Genomic DNA, 16,418 nt, shown 5'->3' on the forward strand with positions numbered 1-16,418 from the left:
GTCCTAGCGACGGGCGTCCGGCTCCCCGGGCGTCCTAGGGTGTTATTGATGGCTGGAGGGTCGGGCGGTACGCCGGCCGGGCAGCGTTGATAGAATTTGTCTATCGCAACATGGAACGGCTTCGTTGATTAAGCCGGGGCGATAGCCAACTTCTAATGACAGGGAGATTGCCTGAGACATGAGGCCAAGGCTGTGACGCTTGCCACAACAACCACCGGCTGGACCCGCGAGAAGGCCGCTGAAGTCATTGCGGAACACCGGAATCTCGATGGGCCTGCATTGCCGATACTGCATGCCTTGCAGGAAACCTTTGGCCACGTGCCCGATGACGCCGTCCCGCTCTTGGCTGAGGCGCTGAACCTTTCGCGCGCCGATGTCCATGGCATCATTAGCTTTTACCATGACTTCCGCCACGCCCCCGCCGGCCGCCATGTGGTCAAGGTCTGCCGGGCGGAGGCTTGCCAGTCCATGGGGGGCCATGCATTGGCCGAAGGGCTGCTGCACCGCCTTGGATTGCAATGGGGCGGCACCACCGGCGACGGCCAGGTGACGATTGAACCCGTCTATTGCCTGGGCCTGTGCGCCACCGCCCCCGCCGCCTTGGTGGACGGCCGGCCGGTGGGCCGCCTGAACCGCGAAAAACTCGACGCCGTGGTCAACGAGGTCCGCAACGACTGGTCCCATACGGGCCGGGTGGGTGCGTGATGGCTGTGACCCGTATCTTCATCCCCCGCGACGTGGCCGCCCTGGCGGTGGGCGCCGACGACGTGGCGCGCGCCGTGACGGCGCAGGCCGCCACCCTGGGTGCCGAGGTGGCGCTGGTGCGCACCGGTTCCCGCGGGATGTTCTGGCTGGAACCGATGGTGGAGGTGGAGACGGCCCAGGGCCGCATCGCCTACGGCCCGGTGGAACCGTCGGACGTGCCCGGCCTGTTCGCCGCCGGCTGGCTGGAAGGCGCCAGCCACCGCCTGCGCGTCGGCCGGCCGGAGGACCATCCCTTCCTGGCGGCGCAGACGCGCCTGACCTTCGCCCGCTGCGGCATCGTCGATCCCCTGTCGGTGGCCGACTACAAGGCCGGCGGCGGCTATCGCGGCCTGGTCAAGGCGATTGAGCTGGGCGGCGCCGCGACGGTGGAGGCGGTGACCAAGTCGGGCCTGCGCGGCCGCGGCGGCGCCGGTTTCCCCACCGGCATCAAGTGGAAGACGGTGCGCGACGCCGCCGCCGACCAGAAATACATCATCTGCAACGCCGACGAGGGCGACAGCGGCACCTTCGCCGACCGCATGATCCTGGAGGGCGACCCCTTCTGCCTGATCGAGGGCATGACCATCGCCGGCTTGGCGGTGGGCGCCACCAAGGGCTTCATCTACTCCCGCTCCGAATACCCGCACGCCAACGCCACCATGGCGGCGGCACTCCAGGTCGCGCGGGCCGAGGGACTGCTGGGCCGGGGCATCCTGGGCAGCGACGTGGAATTCCACCTGGAACTGCGGGTGGGGGCCGGCGCCTATGTCTGTGGCGAGGAAACCGCCCTGCTGGAAAGCCTGGAGGGCAAGCGCGGCATGGTGCGGGCGAAGCCGCCGCTGCCGGCGCTGAAGGGCCTGTTCGGCCGGCCCACCGTGGTCAACAACCTGCTGTCGCTGGCCACCATCCCGGTGATCATGGACCAGGGCGCGCAGTTCTACGCCGATTTCGGCATGGGCCGGTCGCGCGGCACCATGCCCATCCAGCTGGCCGGCAACATCCTGCATGGGGGCCTGTTCGAGACCGCGTTCGGCCTGACCCTGGGTGAGATCGTGATGGAGATCGGCGGCGGCACGGCCAGCCGGCGCCCGGTGCGCGCGGTGCAGGCCGGCGGCCCCCTGGGTGCCTACCTGCCGCCCAGCCAGTTCGACACCCTCTACGATTACGAGGCCTTCGCCGCCCGCGACGCCCTCATCGGCCATGGCGGCCTGGTGGTGTTCGACGACACGGTGGACATGGCCCACATGGCCCGCTTCGCCATGGAGTTCTGCGCGGAGGAATCCTGCGGCAAGTGCACGCCCTGCCGCATCGGCTCCACCCGCGGGGCGGAGGTGGTGGACCGCATCCTGGCCGGCAAGGATGTGGCGGCCAACATCACCCTGCTGGAAGACCTCTGCAACACCATGAAGTTCGGCTCGCTATGCGCCCTGGGGGGCTTCACCCCCTATCCGGTGCTGAGCGCCATCAAGCATTTCCCTGAGGATTTTCACGGCCGGCGCCTGCCGGTCGCGGCCGAGTGAAGGAGGCCCCCGCCATGGGCATGGTATCCGAGATCGACTACGGCACCCCGCACCCCAAGGGCCTGAACGGCGACGCCGGGGCGGCCATGGTGACGCTGACCATCGACGGCCAGAGCGTGACGGTGGCGGAGGGCACCTCCATCATGCGGGCCGCCATGGACGGCGGCGTCACCATCCCCAAGCTGTGCGCCACCGACATGCTGGACGCCTTCGGGTCGTGCCGGCTGTGCCTGGTGGAAATCCAGGGCCGCAACGGCACCCCCGCCTCCTGCACCACGCCGGTGGCGCCGGGCATGGTGGTATCCACCCAGACGGAGCGGTTGAAGCGCCTGCGCAAGGGGGTGATGGAACTCTACATCTCCGACCATCCCTTGGACTGCCTGACCTGTGCCGCCAATGGCGATTGCGAGTTGCAGGACATGGCGGGGGCGGTGGGCCTGCGCGAGGTGCGCTACGGCATGGAAGGCGCCAGCCATCTGGGCCAGGCCAAGGACACCTCCAACCCCTATTTCACCTTCGACCCGTCCAAGTGCATCGTCTGTTCCCGCTGCGTGCGTGCATGCCAGGAGGTGCAGGGCACCTTCGCCCTGACCATCGAGGCGCGGGGCTTCGACAGCAAGGTCTCGGCCAGCAACCATGAACCCTTCATGGAAAGCGAGTGTGTCAGCTGCGGCGCCTGCGTCCAGGCCTGCCCCACCGCGACGCTGATGGAAAAGTCGGTGATCGAGATTGGGCAGCCGGAACACTCGGTCGTCACCACCTGCGCCTATTGCGGCGTGGGGTGCAGCTTCAAGGCGGAGATGCGCGGCACCGAACTGGTGCGCATGGTCCCCTACAAGGATGGCAAGGCCAACCGGGGCCATTCCTGCGTGAAGGGCCGTTTCGCCTGGGGCTACGCCACCCACCGCGAGCGGATCCTGAACCCCATGATCCGCACCAAGATCACCGACCCGTGGCGCGAGGTGTCGTGGGAAGAGGCCATCGGTTACGCGGCAAGCGAGTTCAAGCGCCTGCAAGCCACCTACGGCCGCGCCTCGGTCGGCGGCATCACCTCATCCCGCTGCACCAATGAAGAGACGTATCTGGTGCAGAAGCTGATCCGCGCCGGCTTCGGCAACAACAACGTCGACACCTGCGCCCGCGTCTGCCATTCGCCCACCGGCTATGGCCTGGGCACCGCCTACGGCACCTCGGCCGGCACCCAGGACTTCGACAGTGTGGAGGACACCGACGTCGTCCTGGTCATCGGCGCCAATCCCACCGACGGCCATCCGGTGTTCGGCTCGCGGTTGAAGAAGCGGCTGCGCCAGGGGGCGAAGCTGATCGTCATCGACCCGCGCCGCATCGACCTGGTGAAGACCCCGCATGTGAAGGCGGCCCACCACTTGGCGCTGCGCCCCGGCACCAACGTGGCGGTGATGACCGCCATCGCCCACGTCATCGTCACCGAGGGCCTGGTGAATGAGGCCTTCGTGCGCGAGCGTTGCGACTGGGATGAGTTCCAGGACTGGGCGGCCTTCGCCGCCGAAGATCGCCACAGCCCGGAGGCGGTGGAGGTCTACACCGGCGTGCCGGCGGCCGAGTTGCGCGCCGCCGCCCGCCTCTACGCCACCGGCGGCAACGCCGCCATCTATTACGGCCTGGGCGTGACGGAACACAGCCAGGGCTCCACCACCGTCATGGCCATCGCCAACCTGGCCATGGTGACCGGCAACCTGGGCCGGCGCGGTGTGGGCGTGAACCCGTTACGGGGTCAGAACAATGTCCAGGGTTCCTGCGACATGGGGTCGTTCCCGCATGAACTGCCGGGCTATCGCCATGTCCATGACGACGCCACCCGCGCCATTTTCGAGGACATGTGGGGCGTCACCCTGGATAACGAGCCGGGCCTGCGCATCCCCAACATGCTGGACGCGGCGGTGGAGGGCACCTTCCGGGGCCTGTACGTCCAAGGTGAGGACATCGTGCAGTCCGACCCCGACACCCACCATGTGACGCGCGGGCTGGAGGCCATGGAATGCGTGGTGGTGCAGGATTTGTTCCTCAATGAGACGGCGAACTACGCCCACGTCTTCCTGCCGGGCAGCAGCTTCCTGGAAAAGGACGGCACCTTCACCAACGCTGAACGCCGCATCAACCGCGTGCGCAAGGTGATGCCGCCGCGCAACGGCTACGCCGATTGGGAAATCACCCAGCTGCTGTCCAACGCGCTGGGCTACGCCATGAAGTACAATCATCCGTCCGAGATCATGGCGGAGATCGCGGCCACCACGCCGGGATTCCGCAACGTCAGTTATGAGCTGCTGGAGGAGAAGGGCTCCGTCCAGTGGCCGTGCAACGACGCCGCACCCGACGGCACGCCCATCATGCACATCGGCGGCTTCGCGCGGGGCAAGGGCAAGCTGGTGGTGACTGAATACATCCCCACGGACGAACGCACGGGTGCCCGCTTCCCCCTGCTGCTCACTACCGGCCGTATCCTCAGCCAGTACAACGTGGGCGCCCAGACGCGGCGCACGCCCAACAGCGAATGGCACCAGGAGGACCGGCTGGAACTGCACCCGCACGACGCCGAGAACCGGGGCGTGCGCGACGGCGATTGGGTGAAACTGCAAAGCCGGGCGGGGGAGACCACGCTGCGGGCGTTGATCACCGACCGGGTGGCGCCGGGTGTGGTATATACGACCTTCCATCACCCCATGACGCAGGCCAACGTGATCACCACCGATTATTCCGACTGGGCCACCAACTGCCCCGAATACAAGGTGACGGCGGTGCAGGTCAGTCCCAGCAACGGCCCGTCCGACTGGCAGGCGAAGTACAAGAACCACAGCGACCTCAGCCGCCGTATCGTCACCGTGGATGCCGCTGAATGACGACGGCGCCTAAGCCCCTGCCCCCCGCCGCCACGCCCGCCCCCCGGGTGGCGTGGCGCGACGGCGTGCCCCAGGCGGGGGAGCGCGTGGTGGCGGAGGAGACGGCGGTGGCCGTCAGCTACGATGCTGCCGCCTACGCCGTGCTGATGGCCACGCCGCAGGATTTGGAAGACTTCGCCCTGGGTTTCAGCGTGACCGAGGGCATCATCGGCGGCCTGGACGACATCGCCGAATTGGACCTGGTGGTGGTGCCCGAGGGTGTGAACGTCCGCCTGTGGCTGGCCAAGACCCCCGGGGAGGCGCTGGAACGCCGCCGCCGCCGGCTGGCGGGCCCCATGGGCTGCGGCCTGTGCGGCCTGGAAAGCCTGGCGGAGGCGGTGAAGGCCCTGCCGGTGGTGGCGCCCGGCTTCACCGTCGATGCCGACCAGATCGCCGCCGCGCGCGACGCCCTGTCCGACCACCAGCCCCTGTTTGAAGAGACGCGCGCCGTGCACGCCGCCGGCTTCTGGGCGCCGGAGGCCGATGGCGGCCGCATGGTGGCGGTGCGTGAGGATGTCGGCCGCCACAACGCGCTGGACAAGCTGGCCGGCGCCCTGATCCGGGGCGGCGTCGATGCCACGGCCGGCGTGGTGGTGATGAGCAGCCGGGTGTCGGTGGAACTGATCCAGAAGGCGGCGGCCATGGGCGTGCCGGTGCTGGTGGCGGTGTCCGCCCCCTCGGCACTCGCTATCCGCACGGCCGAGGCGGCCGGCATCACCCTGGTGGCCGTGGCGCGGCGCGACGGGTTCGAGGTCTTCACCCATCCCGGCCGCATCGTCGCCCCCACTGGACAGGGGGATAGTATTCAGCAAGGGAACGTGCGTCATGTCGCCTGACAAGCTGGTCTACATGGCCAATCAAATCGGCAAGTTCTTCACCAGCCAGCCGGGTGACAAGGCGGCGGCCGGCATCGCCAACCATATCGCCAAGTTCTGGGAACCGCGCATGCGCCGGGCCATCCAGGCCCATGTGGCCGAGGGCGGCGCCGGCCTGGATCCCGAGGTGCTGAAGGCGGTGGAAAGCCTGCCCCGCGTCAACTAAGGTTTTTCGGTGCCCGCGTTGAGTCGCGGGAAAGCTTAAGCGCTTGTTCCATCGCGCGTTTCTCACTTTCTGCGATTCTGTCCCAACTGCCCGGGATCCAAGGCCCGTGGCACCCGGTCAAAAACGTTTTCGATCTGAATTTCGGGTTCGACGAAGGATTCGCATCTCAAAGCGATTCCGCTTTTTCGTGATCCCCTCTAAAATAAAACCGAGTAAATACGCGGCCGTTGTTTGGGGTGGATGGCTTCCGGGGGCGGAAGGGCCATCTTGTCGGCGGCGCGGGCGGGCATAAAAACATAACAGGAGGCGTCCCATGAGCGTGGCAACCTCGGGTTCCGTATCCGGAAACCCGACCGGGTCCCTATTGGATCGTGAGCGCATCGTCGCCCGGCCGGGCTTCAACCGGTGGCTGGTGCCGCCGGCCGCATTGGCCATTCATCTCTGCATCGGCATGGCCTACGGCTTCAGCGTCTTCTGGCTGCCGCTCTCCAAGGCGCTGGGTGGCGTGCAGGATCCGTCGTGCAAGAACATCTCGCTGTTTGCGGCGTTGAGCACCACCAGCTGCGACTGGCGGGTGGCCGACATTCAGATCATGTACACGCTGTTCTTCGTCTTCCTGGGCTCCTCCGCCGCCGTCTGGGGCGGCTGGCTGGAACGGGTGGGGCCGCGCCGCGCCGGCGTGGTGGCCGCCTTCTGCTGGTGCGGCGGCATGGTGGTGTCGGCCGCCGGCATCATCGTCCATCAGCTGTGGCTGCTGTGGGTGGGGGGCATGATCGGCGGCGTGGGCCTGGGCCTGGGTTATATCTCGCCCGTCTCCACCCTCATCAAATGGTTCCCCGACCGGCGCGGCATGGCGACCGGCATGGCCATCATGGGCTTTGGTGGTGGCGCCATGATCGGCTCGCCGCTGGCCAACATCCTGATCAACCAGTTCAAGGGGCCGGACGGTGCCGGCGTGTGGCAGACCTTCCTGGTGCTGGCCGTCCTCTATTTCGTCTTCATGCTGGCCGGCGCCTTCGGCTACCGCATCCCGCCGGCGGGATGGCGCCCCGATGGCTGGACGCCGCCGGTGTCGGCGCGCAAGGCCATGATCACCCACGGCCATGTCCACCTGAACGACGCCCACCGCACGCCGCAGTTCTGGCTGATCTGGGCCGTGCTGTGCCTGAACGTCAGCGCCGGCATCGGCGTCATCGGTATGGCCTCGCCCATGTTGCAGGAGATTTTCGCCGGCCGCCTGATCGGCCGTCCGGATCTGGGTTTTGACCAGTTGGACGCGGCGCAGAAAACCTCCATCGCCACCATTGGTGCTGCCTTCACCGGCCTGTTGTCGCTGTTCAACATCGGCGGCCGGTTCTTCTGGGCCTCGATCTCCGACCGGCTGGGGCGCAAGGTGACGTATGTCATCTTCTTCGCCCTGGGCCTGGCGCTGTACGCCGCCGCCCCCAGCCTGGCCCGCGCCGGCAGCGTGTCGCTGTTCGTGCTGGCCATCGGCATCATCCTGTCGATGTACGGCGGCGGCTTCGCCACGGTGCCGGCCTACCTGGCCGATATCTTCGGGACCCAGTTCGTGGGCGCCATCCACGGCCGGCTGCTGACCGCCTGGTCGGTGGCGGGCATCGTCGGCCCCATCGTGGTCGCCCAAATCCGTGAGGTGGAACTGGCGCTGGGGATACCGAAGGACCACGTCTACGACGTCACCTTCTATGTCCTGGCCGTTTTCCTGGTGGTGGGGTTGCTGTGCAACCTGGCCATCCGGCAGCTGTCGGCCAAATGGTTCATGACCGATGGGCAGGTGGCGGCCCTGCAGGCCAAGGTGGTGGCCGCGGCCAACGCCGATGCCGCCGGCGGCACCTTCGGCATCGGCCGGGGCGGCCTGGACGCCAAGGCGGCGCTGGCTTGGGCTGCGGTGGGCATCCCCATCCTCTGGGGCGTGTGGGTCACCCTGCAAAAGGCGGCGCCGCTGTTTAATTAAGGCCCCCTCAAACGCCGGGCGCCGGCATCCGCCGGCTTGGGCTTCCTCACTTTCCAGTCCGCTCCCCGGAAAGTTCCGGCGGCTGCGGTCGCAGCCTACAGCGGCACGAGGCAAAATCTCGTGCCGCTTGCATGAGGCGGTTCTGGAAAGACAAGGGCGCGCCCGATCACCCGGGCGCGCCCTTATTTTTTCCTGCTTCCTTTTTTCCTAGCCTGCGACCGCAGGCGCCGGAGCTTTCCGGGGAGCGGAGCGGACTGGAAAGCGAGGATGGCAAGCGGCCGGATGGCCGCGCCCGCAGGGCACCCGCATCACTGCGCCGTCCAGCCGCCATCCATCGGCAGCGGCACGCCCGTCATCTGGGCGGCGGCGTCGGTGGACAGGAAGGCGGCCAGTTCACCCAGCTCTTCCGGCGTCGTGAACTTCTTGGACGGCTGCTTTTCCGACAGCAGCTTCAGTTCGGCGTCCTTCTCGCTGATGCCGTCCTTGGCCGCCATGTCCTTGATCTGCTTCTGCACCAGCGGGGTCAGCACCCAGCCGGGGCAGATGGCGTTGGCGGTGATGTTGATCTCCGCCGTTTCCAAGGCTGCCACCTTGGTCAGGCCGACGACGCCGTGCTTGGCGGCGACGTAGGCGGCCTTGTGCGGGCTGGCCACCAGGCCGTGGGTGGAGGCGATGTTGATCAGCCGGCCCCAGCCCTGCTTCTTCATGTAGGGCAGGGCGTAGTGCATGCCCCAGAACACGCCGGACAGGTTGATGGCGATGATGGCGTTCCACTTGTCCTCGGGGAAATCCTCGATGGACGCGGTGTACTGGATGCCGGCGTTGCTCACCAGGATGTCGATCGACCCGAAGGATTCCACGGTCTTGTCGATCATGGCCTTGATGTCGCTGGGCTTGGAGATGTCGGCGGCGTCATAGCCGGCGCGCACGCCGAACTCCGTCTCCAGGCCGCTGCGGATCTTCTCGATCTCCGCCGCGTCGCCGAAGCCGTTCAGCATGATGTTGGCACCCTTGGACGCCAGCACGCGGGCGATGCCCAGGCCGATGCCACTGGTGGAACCGGTGACGACGGCGGATTTACCCTTCAGCATGACTACCCCTTCTCGATTGAGGACGTTTTCACGGGTGAGGACTTTTTGGGCGATAACTTCTCGTGCCGCGCCGGGACCGGGGGACGGCGCCTTGCGACCGCCCCTGATATAAGACGATGTGTGCGCCGCCGAAAGCCCCGCCCACGGCCTAAGCCGTTGTCATAGGCCGATTGCCGGTTGATTGCGTTCCAAACAGACAAAAGACGGCGCGGGTGCGGTGTAGCGTCGCGGGGGAGCCCGCCGGCGATACGGTCCCAAGTCCGCGAGGGCATCACACAACTGTCACCAAGGCCCGCTATTACTGAAGGACACACTCTTTATTGCGGCCAGAAGGTCCGATCGGCCTTGATCTTGATGCCTGAAGAGAGCGACGCCGGAAGGCCGTCCCCGGGGACGGCGGGGGCCGCCGTGTCACCGCTTGCCGGTGGCGGCGCCACCCGCCCCGTGCCGCCCATGGGCATGCCGCCGCGCTGGCGCGACGTTGTGGCGCAGCTGCATCCCGTCTTCCAACCCATCGTCCAGTTGCGCACCGCCCGGGTGCACGGGCATGAGGCCCTGTTGCGCGGGGCGGAGGCGGCGGGCTTCGCGGGTGTGGACGCGCTGTTCGACGCCGCCGCCGCCGATGGCGTGCTGGCCCTGGTCGAGGTCTACGTCCATGCCCTGGCGGTGGACACCTATCTGGCGGCGGGCGGCACGGCGGAGGGGCGGCTGTTCCTGAACGTGCACCCGGCAGTCCAGGGCCAACTGCCGCCGCCGGCCGCGGCCGACCAACTCCACCTGGTTTATGAGGTGCGCGGGGGCGCGCCGGTGGCGACGCGGACCGGCCGTGATGGCGGCGACCGGCGCGGCCGGGTGGACGTGGCCTTCGATCGCTTCGGCATCGGCGGCGCCGATTTCCAGCGCCTGCTGGCCGACACCCCCTCTTACGTGAAGATCGACCGGGCCTTCATCGCCGGGGTGGACGGCGACCAGGCCAAGCGCGCCCTGCTGGGCCAGCTGATCGGCAGCGCCCATGCCCTGGGCTTGGCCACCATCGCGGTGGGCGTGGAAACGGCCCGCGAATTCTACGTTTGCCGCGACCTGGGCTGCGACCATGCCCAGGGTTACCTGCTGGGCCGCCCCAACCCCGGCCTGATGGCCGAGGGCAGCGAGATCGCGGAATCCCTGATGCGCGGCGACCGCCGCCGCCCGGCCCCCGCCCGCCAGCGCCTGTTCGAACTGATCGAGCGCATCACGCCTTTGCCGCTGGAGGCGCCGAAGGCCAAGCTGCTGGAGTATTTCGGCAACCTGGCGGCCCCGCCGGTGGTGCCGGTGGTGGATCGCGCCGGGGTGCCGCGCGGCCTGATTCGGGAACGCCACCTGAAGCCCTTCGTCTATTCCCGCTATGGGACGGAGATCCTGCGCAACCGGTCCTTCGGCAACACCCTGAAGGATTTCGTCATCCCCTGTCCCGTCTGCGACATCGGGACGCCCCTGGAGCGGGTGATCGAACTGTTCGCCGAGGCCACCGACAGCGACGGCGTCATCATTGTCGAGGGTGGGGAATATGTCGGGTTCCTCAGCAGCCAGTCGCTGGTCCGCCTGCTGCATGAACACCGCCTGGCCAGTGCCGTGGACCAGAACCCGCTGACCCGCCTGCCCGGCAACAACGCCATCACCAACCAGGTGGAAGCCCTGGTGGCGGATGGGGAACGCGACCATGTCCTGGTCTATCTGGATTTCGATAACTTCAAGCCGTTCAACGATTATTTCGGCTTCCGCCAGGGCGACCGCGCCATCCTGATGTTCAGTGAGCAGTTGAAGGTTCAGGCGTCCGCCCTGGGCGGCTTCGTCGGCCACATCGGCGGCGATGACTTTTTCCTGTCGGTCAGCGGCCTGCCGGCCGAGCGGGTGCGGGAACGCCTGGCGGCCTTCCTGGGCCGCTTCCGCTCCGACGCCGAAAGCCTGTACGACGTGGAAACGCGCGAGCGCGGCTGGTTCGAGGCCAAGGACCGCGAGGGCGCCATGCGGCGCTATCCCCTGCTGCGGGTCAGCGCCGTCATGGTGCCGCTTTGCGCCGGTGCCAGCCGCCCCGGACTGGAAACACTTGTGGAACTGATCGCGGTCCATAAAACTGCGGCCAAGGCGGCGCCCGACAATCTGTTCATGGTGACAGGATGACGGGGCTGGCCGTCAGCCGGGCGACCCCGCCGGTTTCGGGGCGTCCATCGCGATACGGGACTTTTGGGGCGCTATTTTCCTTGGTCAGGTACTCTTTTCACCACCCGGCGGGGGATCCGGCCGGATCGGCGCCGGACGCCGCGTCCGCTCATGGCCAGGATCCAGCCCCGGGGGAAACCCCGCCCGACAAAAAGGGATCGGGCACGGGGGCGGACGGCGCCCGTTTCCATTGGTCCTTCTGGTCGTCCCTGTCCTTCAAGGAAGGTGTGCGCGGCGCCGTCGCGGCGCTGCTGATCGGTTTCGCCTTTTCCGCGGTGGAGATCGGCTGGGCCGCCAGCCGTGAGCGCGAGAAGGTGCTGACCCTGATCGACGACATCGCCGCCCAGGCGGAGGGCAGTGCGGCCATCGCCGCCTGGAACCTGGACGCGCAGTTGGCCAATCAGGTGATCCTGGACAATCTGAAGCTCCATGCCGTGTCCGACGTGGAAATCCTGCTGAAGGATAACGAGCGGCTGGCCGGCATGCGGCGCAAGCCGGCGCCGGATGGCTGGCTGACCGGGCCGTTGTCGCGCCTGGTGTTCGGCGACCTGTCCACCATCCGCCGCCCCTTGCACCAGCCCAACGCGTCCGGGCCCAATGTGCCGGGCGCCAACGCATCCGGCGAGGGCGAGGTCATCGGCGAACTGCGCCTGGACCTGGACCCGGTGGTGCTGGCCCGCGACCTGCTGATCCTGGCCGGCACCGGCCTGCTCAGCGGCGTGCTGCGCAACCTGCTGCTGGGCCTGGCCCTGGTGGCGGTGCTGCACCGCTATGTCACCCGGCCCCTGTTCGGCCTGGGCCGCTCCATCGCCCGCATCGATCCCGACCGGCCGCTGGAAACGGCCCTGCCGCTGCCCGTGGGGCATGAGCGGGATGAGCTGGGCTACATCGCGGCGCGCACCAACGAGCTGCTGTCCCGCCTGGCCTCCAGCCAGGAGGCGCAGCGGCGCATGGCGACGCGCGACCTGCTGACCGGCCTGCCCAACCGCGTGCTGCTGACGGAGGAGCTGGGCCGCTCCCTGCCCAAGGCGGCGCGGGGCGGCTATCACGTCGCCGTCTTCCACCTGGATTTGGACCGGTTCAAGACCGTCAACGAGAGTTACGGGCTGGAGGTGGGCGACCGCCTGCTGCGCGAGGTGGGCGCCCGCCTGACCGGCGTGCTGCGCGCCGGCGACAGCGTGGCCCGCCTGGGCGCCGACGAATTCGCCGTGGTGGCGGAGGACATCCCCCAGCCCGAGGTGGCGGCCCGCCTGGCCGACCGCCTGCTGGAAACCATCGCCGCCCCCTACGTCATCGACGGCCATACCCTGACCCTGACGGCCAGCGTGGGCGTGGCGCTGTTCCCCGGCGACGGCCGCGACCCGGAACCGCTGCTGCGCGGCGCCGACGTCGCCATGTTCACCGCCAAGGACGCCGGCGGCGGGCGCTCATCGTTTCGTCGCGCGCGAGATGATGGAACGCGCGGTGGCCCGCCTGCATAACGAGACGGCGCTGCGCCGCGCCATCGAGGAGGAACAGTTCGTCCTCTATTACCAGCCCAAGCTCGAAACGCTGACCCGCAAGATGGCCGGGGTCGAGGCGCTGCTGCGCTGGCAGAAGCCGGAGCGCCTGGTCATGCCGGGCGACTTCATCCCGCTGGCCGAGGAAACCGGCCTGATCGTGCCCATCGGCGCCTGGGTGCTGCGCACCGCGTGCGAACAGGCGGCGCGCTGGCTGGCGGCGGGTCATTCCGTTCCCGTATCGGTCAACGTCTCCGCCCGGCAGTTGCAGGAGGCGGGGCTGGTGGACCTGGTGGCCGACTGCCTGGCCAAGTCCTACCTGCCGCCCGAACTGCTGAACATCGAGATCACCGAGACCAGCATGATGCGCGACCTGGACCACAGCGAGGCGCTGCTGGCCCGCCTGCGTGACCTGGGCGTGGGCATCAGCGTGGACGATTTCGGCACGGGTTATTCCTCGCTGGCCTATCTGCGCCGCCTGCCGGTGACGGCGCTGAAGCTGGACCGGTCCTTCGTCACCGACATCCCGGCCGAAACCGCCATCGCCACCGCCGTGCTGGACCTGTCGCGCAGCTTCGGCCTGAAGACGGTGGCTGAGGGCGTGGAGACGGAGGAACAGTGGCATTGGCTGGCGGCCCAGGGCTGTGCCGAGGTCCAGGGCTTCCTGTTCGCGCGGCCCATGCCGGTGGACCTGCTGGAGCGCGACTTCCTGAAGGGCTGACCCCGCACCCCCACCCCGGCATACGACTATGGAACAATTCGTCCCGGTGCCGGGCCGGCATACAAGGGGGGACCCGGCCGCATTGGGCCACCCTCACAGGATGCCGTCATGATCAAAGTCAGCGTGGTTTACGCCAACAAACCCGGTGCCCGCTTCGATCACGCCTATTACCGAGACACCCACATGCCGCTGGTGCAGCGGCTGCTGGGCGGCGCCTGCCTGTACTACACCGTGGACAAAGGCCTGTCGGGCGACGGTCCGGACGTGCCGCCGCCCTATGTCGGCATGTGCCACATCTTCAGTGAATCGCCCGAGACCTTCTGGGCGGCCTTCGGCGCGCATGCGGAAGAGATCGTGGCCGACATCGCCAACTACACCGACCTCGCCCCCGTGCTGCAGGTCAGCGAGGTGGTGGTGGACGCGCCGCGTTAAGGTTCCCTCAAACGCCGGGCGCCGGCATCCGCCGGCTTGGCTGTCCTCGCGTTTCAGTCCGCTACGCTCCCCAAAACGCTCCGGCGGCTGCGGTCGCAGCCTACAGCGGCACGAGGCAAACCCTCGTGCCGCTGCGCGGCGTTATGTATCAAGACGCCTTGGGCAAGGGGGTGTTGGCGATTTCCAGCACCAGGCAGCAGCCGTCGATCCGGCCCTGGTCGTAATAGGCGCGGCCGTCGTGCAGTTCGGCGATGCGGCGCACCAGGTACAGGCCCACGCCGATGCCGGGGATGCGCTCGGCCGAGGACAGGCGCACGAACTTGCCGAAGATGCGCTCGCGGTCGGCCGGGGCCACGCCGCCGCCCTGGTCGATCACGCGCACGGCGCTGCGCCCGTCCGTCTGCGCCAGTTCCACCCGGATGGGCGCCCCGCTGGGGCCGTACTTGGCGGCGTTTTCCAGCAGGTTGAGGATGGAGGTCTTCAGCAGGGCGGGGTCGCCCTGCACGTCGGCCGGCACGTCGCCGCTGATCTGCACCGCCTGCTCGGGGTGTGAGGCGCGCAGCGAGCGCACGGCCTCGCCCACCACCGCCTCCAGCCGCAGGGGCCGCGTTTCCAGGTGCAGGCCGGGGGACCGGTCGGTCTCACGGCGCAGGCCGACCTCGATGATCTCCACCAGCCGGTCCACGGCGCGGCCCATGCGTTTCAGCAGGTCGCGGCCCTTGCTCTCGTCCGCCAGGCTGGCGGGGCCGCGCAACTGCATGATGTCGATGCCGGTGCGGATGATGGACACCGGCGTGCGGTATTCGTGCGACACCATGTCGATGAACTGGATCTGCTCCCGCACCGCCTGGCGTTCGGCGGCCAGGGCCTGTTCCAGGCTTTCCTTGGCGGCCGACAGCTCGCGGGTGCGCAGCGCCACCATGTCCAGGGCCCGCTGCTCGGCATGGACGGAGGCGGACAGGGCGGTGGCCAGGGCGGCCTTGCGTTCCTTCTCCAGCCGGCGCACGCGGTAGGCGATGGCGATGTTCATCAGGATCATGTGCACCATCGACGACGCCTGGGATACCACCTCCATGCCCTGGAACTCCGGGATCAGGCCCAGGGTGCGCATAAAGCCCATCAGCGCCGCCATGCAGGCACATCCGAAGGCCAGGCTGTACATCAGGGCGCCGTGCTGGCCCCGCCGGGCCAGGTAGATGGCCGAGCCCAGATAAATGAACATGTAGGCGGAGGACACGGTGGCCAGCGAGGCGCCGGCCATGGTGTAGTAGCCGGCGAAGGTGGCGATGATGCCCAGGCCCCCCATGATGGCCGGAATGCGGTTCAGCAGGCTGATGAGGGGCAGCATCTCGCGCAGGCGCAGGAAATGCTCCGTCAGCAGCGCCCCGGTCAGGATGCCGCCGCAGACGGCGCAGCCGGTGACCATGTTGGCCAGTTGCGGCGCCACGCCGGGGAAGATCTGCGCCAGCGCGCCGAAGGAGCCCATGGCCAGGCCCAGCAGGCTGATCAGGTAGGCGCTGTAATAAAAATACACCCGGTCGTTCAGCCAGAAGCTGTAGATCAGGTTGGCGATCAGCACCGCCGACCCGACCCCCAGCAGGAAGCCCAGCCATAGGGATGAGCCGCCGAGATGGTTCATCAGCGGGATGTGGCGGTACAGCTGGCCGCTGAGGATGGTGGTGCTGGTGGTGTGGATGTGGACGTAGATCCACGCCTGGCCGGCGCCGTTGAAGGCCAGCGCCTGGGTGAAGGCGCGGTAGCGGACCAGGCGGTTTTCCGTGGGCTCGCTGTCGCCCTGCACCGTGCGGCCGTAGGCGGCGGCACTGCTGGGCGGCGGGGCGTCGGCCGGCGTCAGGGCGACGTAGATCTCCACCGTGTCCAGGAAGCTGGGCAGCAACTCCAGGTACCAGGTGTCGTCGGCGCCGGCGGGCCGGACCACGCGCAGGCGCACCCAGGTGTCGGTCAGGGTGAAGCCACGGCTGAGGTTGCCCTCCACCGGCTGGAAGTGGCGGCTGGCCGGCCCCATGGCCACGTCGGCCAGGGTCAGCGTCTCGCCGGCATCCACCAGATATTCCATATGGCCGGCGATGGGCAGGGAATCGGCGTCCTGGTCCAGGACCAGCGGCGCCTGCCCCCAGGGCCCGGTGTCGGCCGCCCTCGCGGCGACGGGCATCCAGGCCAGCAGCGCCCAGGCCAGCAGCAGCAGCCATACCCCCGCCGGCCAGGCCGTGCGGGGAAGGCGCGTCTGTCTTGGGGGCGGGCCGGACGCCGTCATGGGTCT

Annotated in this window: 12 protein-coding genes; 10 read left to right on the forward strand and 2 right to left on the reverse strand. The window is 68.2% G+C overall.

What is annotated here, in order from left to right; translation table 11 throughout:
• The first annotated feature begins 192 nt into the window (after positions 1 to 192).
• The 6 genes from PW843_10110 to PW843_10135 all read left to right on the forward strand — a co-directional run bounded on the left by PW843_10110 (position 193) and on the right by PW843_10135 (position 8,195).
• Complete coding sequence (locus PW843_10110; protein ID MDE1146961.1) at positions 193 to 705, forward strand: formate dehydrogenase subunit gamma; 513 nt, start codon at positions 193 to 195, stop codon at positions 703 to 705.
• Entirely contained in the window at positions 705 to 2,264 is a 1,560-nt protein-coding gene (locus PW843_10115; GenBank protein MDE1146962.1) for an NADH-quinone oxidoreductase subunit NuoF, read from the forward strand. Before PW843_10110 ends, PW843_10115 begins: the two co-directional genes overlap by 1 nt.
• A gap of 14 nt (positions 2,265 to 2,278) precedes the next feature.
• The gene (gene fdhF / locus PW843_10120; protein MDE1146963.1) at positions 2,279 to 5,140 is read left to right on the forward strand and encodes a formate dehydrogenase subunit alpha; all 2,862 of its coding nucleotides are present in this window, start codon (positions 2,279 to 2,281) and stop codon (positions 5,138 to 5,140) included.
• A complete protein-coding gene (gene fdhD / locus PW843_10125) occupies positions 5,137 to 6,015 on the forward strand; it encodes a formate dehydrogenase accessory sulfurtransferase FdhD (protein ID MDE1146964.1) in 879 nt (292 codons plus the stop codon). The genes fdhF and fdhD overlap by 4 nt, the downstream gene beginning before the upstream one ends.
• Entirely contained in the window at positions 6,005 to 6,220 is a 216-nt protein-coding gene (locus tag PW843_10130; GenBank protein ID MDE1146965.1) for a formate dehydrogenase subunit delta, read from the forward strand. The genes fdhD and PW843_10130 overlap by 11 nt, the downstream gene beginning before the upstream one ends.
• Before the next feature lie 313 nt (positions 6,221 to 6,533).
• The gene (locus tag PW843_10135; protein ID MDE1146966.1) at positions 6,534 to 8,195 is read left to right on the forward strand and encodes an OFA family MFS transporter; all 1,662 of its coding nucleotides are present in this window, start codon (positions 6,534 to 6,536) and stop codon (positions 8,193 to 8,195) included.
• A gap of 308 nt (positions 8,196 to 8,503) precedes the next feature.
• Here the strand turns inward: PW843_10135 and PW843_10140 are convergent, their stop codons facing one another.
• The gene (locus PW843_10140; GenBank protein MDE1146967.1) at positions 8,504 to 9,286 is read right to left on the reverse strand and encodes a 3-hydroxybutyrate dehydrogenase; all 783 of its coding nucleotides are present in this window, start codon (positions 9,284 to 9,286) and stop codon (positions 8,504 to 8,506) included.
• Between the two features lie 408 nt (positions 9,287 to 9,694).
• On the opposite strand from PW843_10140, the gene PW843_10145 reads away from it, so the two are divergent.
• The 4 genes from PW843_10145 to PW843_10160 all read left to right on the forward strand — a co-directional run bounded on the left by PW843_10145 (position 9,695) and on the right by PW843_10160 (position 14,137).
• A complete protein-coding gene (locus PW843_10145) occupies positions 9,695 to 11,446 on the forward strand; it encodes a GGDEF domain-containing protein (GenBank protein ID MDE1146968.1) in 1,752 nt (583 codons plus the stop codon).
• A gap of 266 nt (positions 11,447 to 11,712) precedes the next feature.
• Entirely contained in the window at positions 11,713 to 12,966 is a 1,254-nt protein-coding gene (locus PW843_10150; GenBank protein MDE1146969.1) for a diguanylate cyclase, read from the forward strand.
• Positions 12,950 to 13,705: an EAL domain-containing protein gene (locus PW843_10155; GenBank protein MDE1146970.1), complete on the forward strand. Its 756-nt coding sequence runs from the start codon at positions 12,950 to 12,952 to the stop codon at positions 13,703 to 13,705. The genes PW843_10150 and PW843_10155 overlap by 17 nt, the downstream gene beginning before the upstream one ends.
• A 108-nt stretch (positions 13,706 to 13,813) precedes the next feature.
• Positions 13,814 to 14,137, forward strand: coding sequence for an EthD family reductase (locus PW843_10160; GenBank protein ID MDE1146971.1), 324 nt, complete (start codon positions 13,814 to 13,816; stop codon positions 14,135 to 14,137).
• Positions 14,138 to 14,285: 148 nt separating this feature from the next.
• Here the strand turns inward: PW843_10160 and PW843_10165 are convergent, their stop codons facing one another.
• Complete coding sequence (locus PW843_10165) at positions 14,286 to 16,412, reverse strand: sensor histidine kinase (GenBank protein ID MDE1146972.1); 2,127 nt, start codon at positions 16,410 to 16,412, stop codon at positions 14,286 to 14,288.
• Positions 16,413 to 16,418: the final 6 nt, after the last annotated feature.

The sequence above is a fragment of the Azospirillaceae bacterium genome (assembly GCA_028283825.1).
GTDB lineage: Bacteria > Pseudomonadota > Alphaproteobacteria > Azospirillales > Azospirillaceae > Nitrospirillum.

Bases quoted from the DNA above. Each gene is read 5' to 3' on its own strand.
- PW843_10115 (MDE1146962.1), top strand. From the start codon at position 705: ATGGCTGTGACCCGTATCTTCATCCCCCGCGACGTGGCCGCCCTGGCG.
- fdhF (MDE1146963.1), top strand. From the start codon at position 2,279: ATGGGCATGGTATCCGAGATCGACTACGGCACCCCGCACCCCAAGGGC.
- fdhD (MDE1146964.1), top strand. From the start codon at position 5,137: ATGACGACGGCGCCTAAGCCCCTGCCCCCCGCCGCCACGCCCGCCCCC.
- PW843_10130 (MDE1146965.1), top strand. From the start codon at position 6,005: ATGTCGCCTGACAAGCTGGTCTACATGGCCAATCAAATCGGCAAGTTC.
- PW843_10135 (MDE1146966.1), top strand. From the start codon at position 6,534: ATGAGCGTGGCAACCTCGGGTTCCGTATCCGGAAACCCGACCGGGTCC.
- PW843_10140 (MDE1146967.1), bottom strand. From the start codon at position 9,286: ATGCTGAAGGGTAAATCCGCCGTCGTCACCGGTTCCACCAGTGGCATC.
- PW843_10160 (MDE1146971.1), top strand. From the start codon at position 13,814: ATGATCAAAGTCAGCGTGGTTTACGCCAACAAACCCGGTGCCCGCTTC.
- PW843_10165 (MDE1146972.1), bottom strand. From the start codon at position 16,412: ATGACGGCGTCCGGCCCGCCCCCAAGACAGACGCGCCTTCCCCGCACG.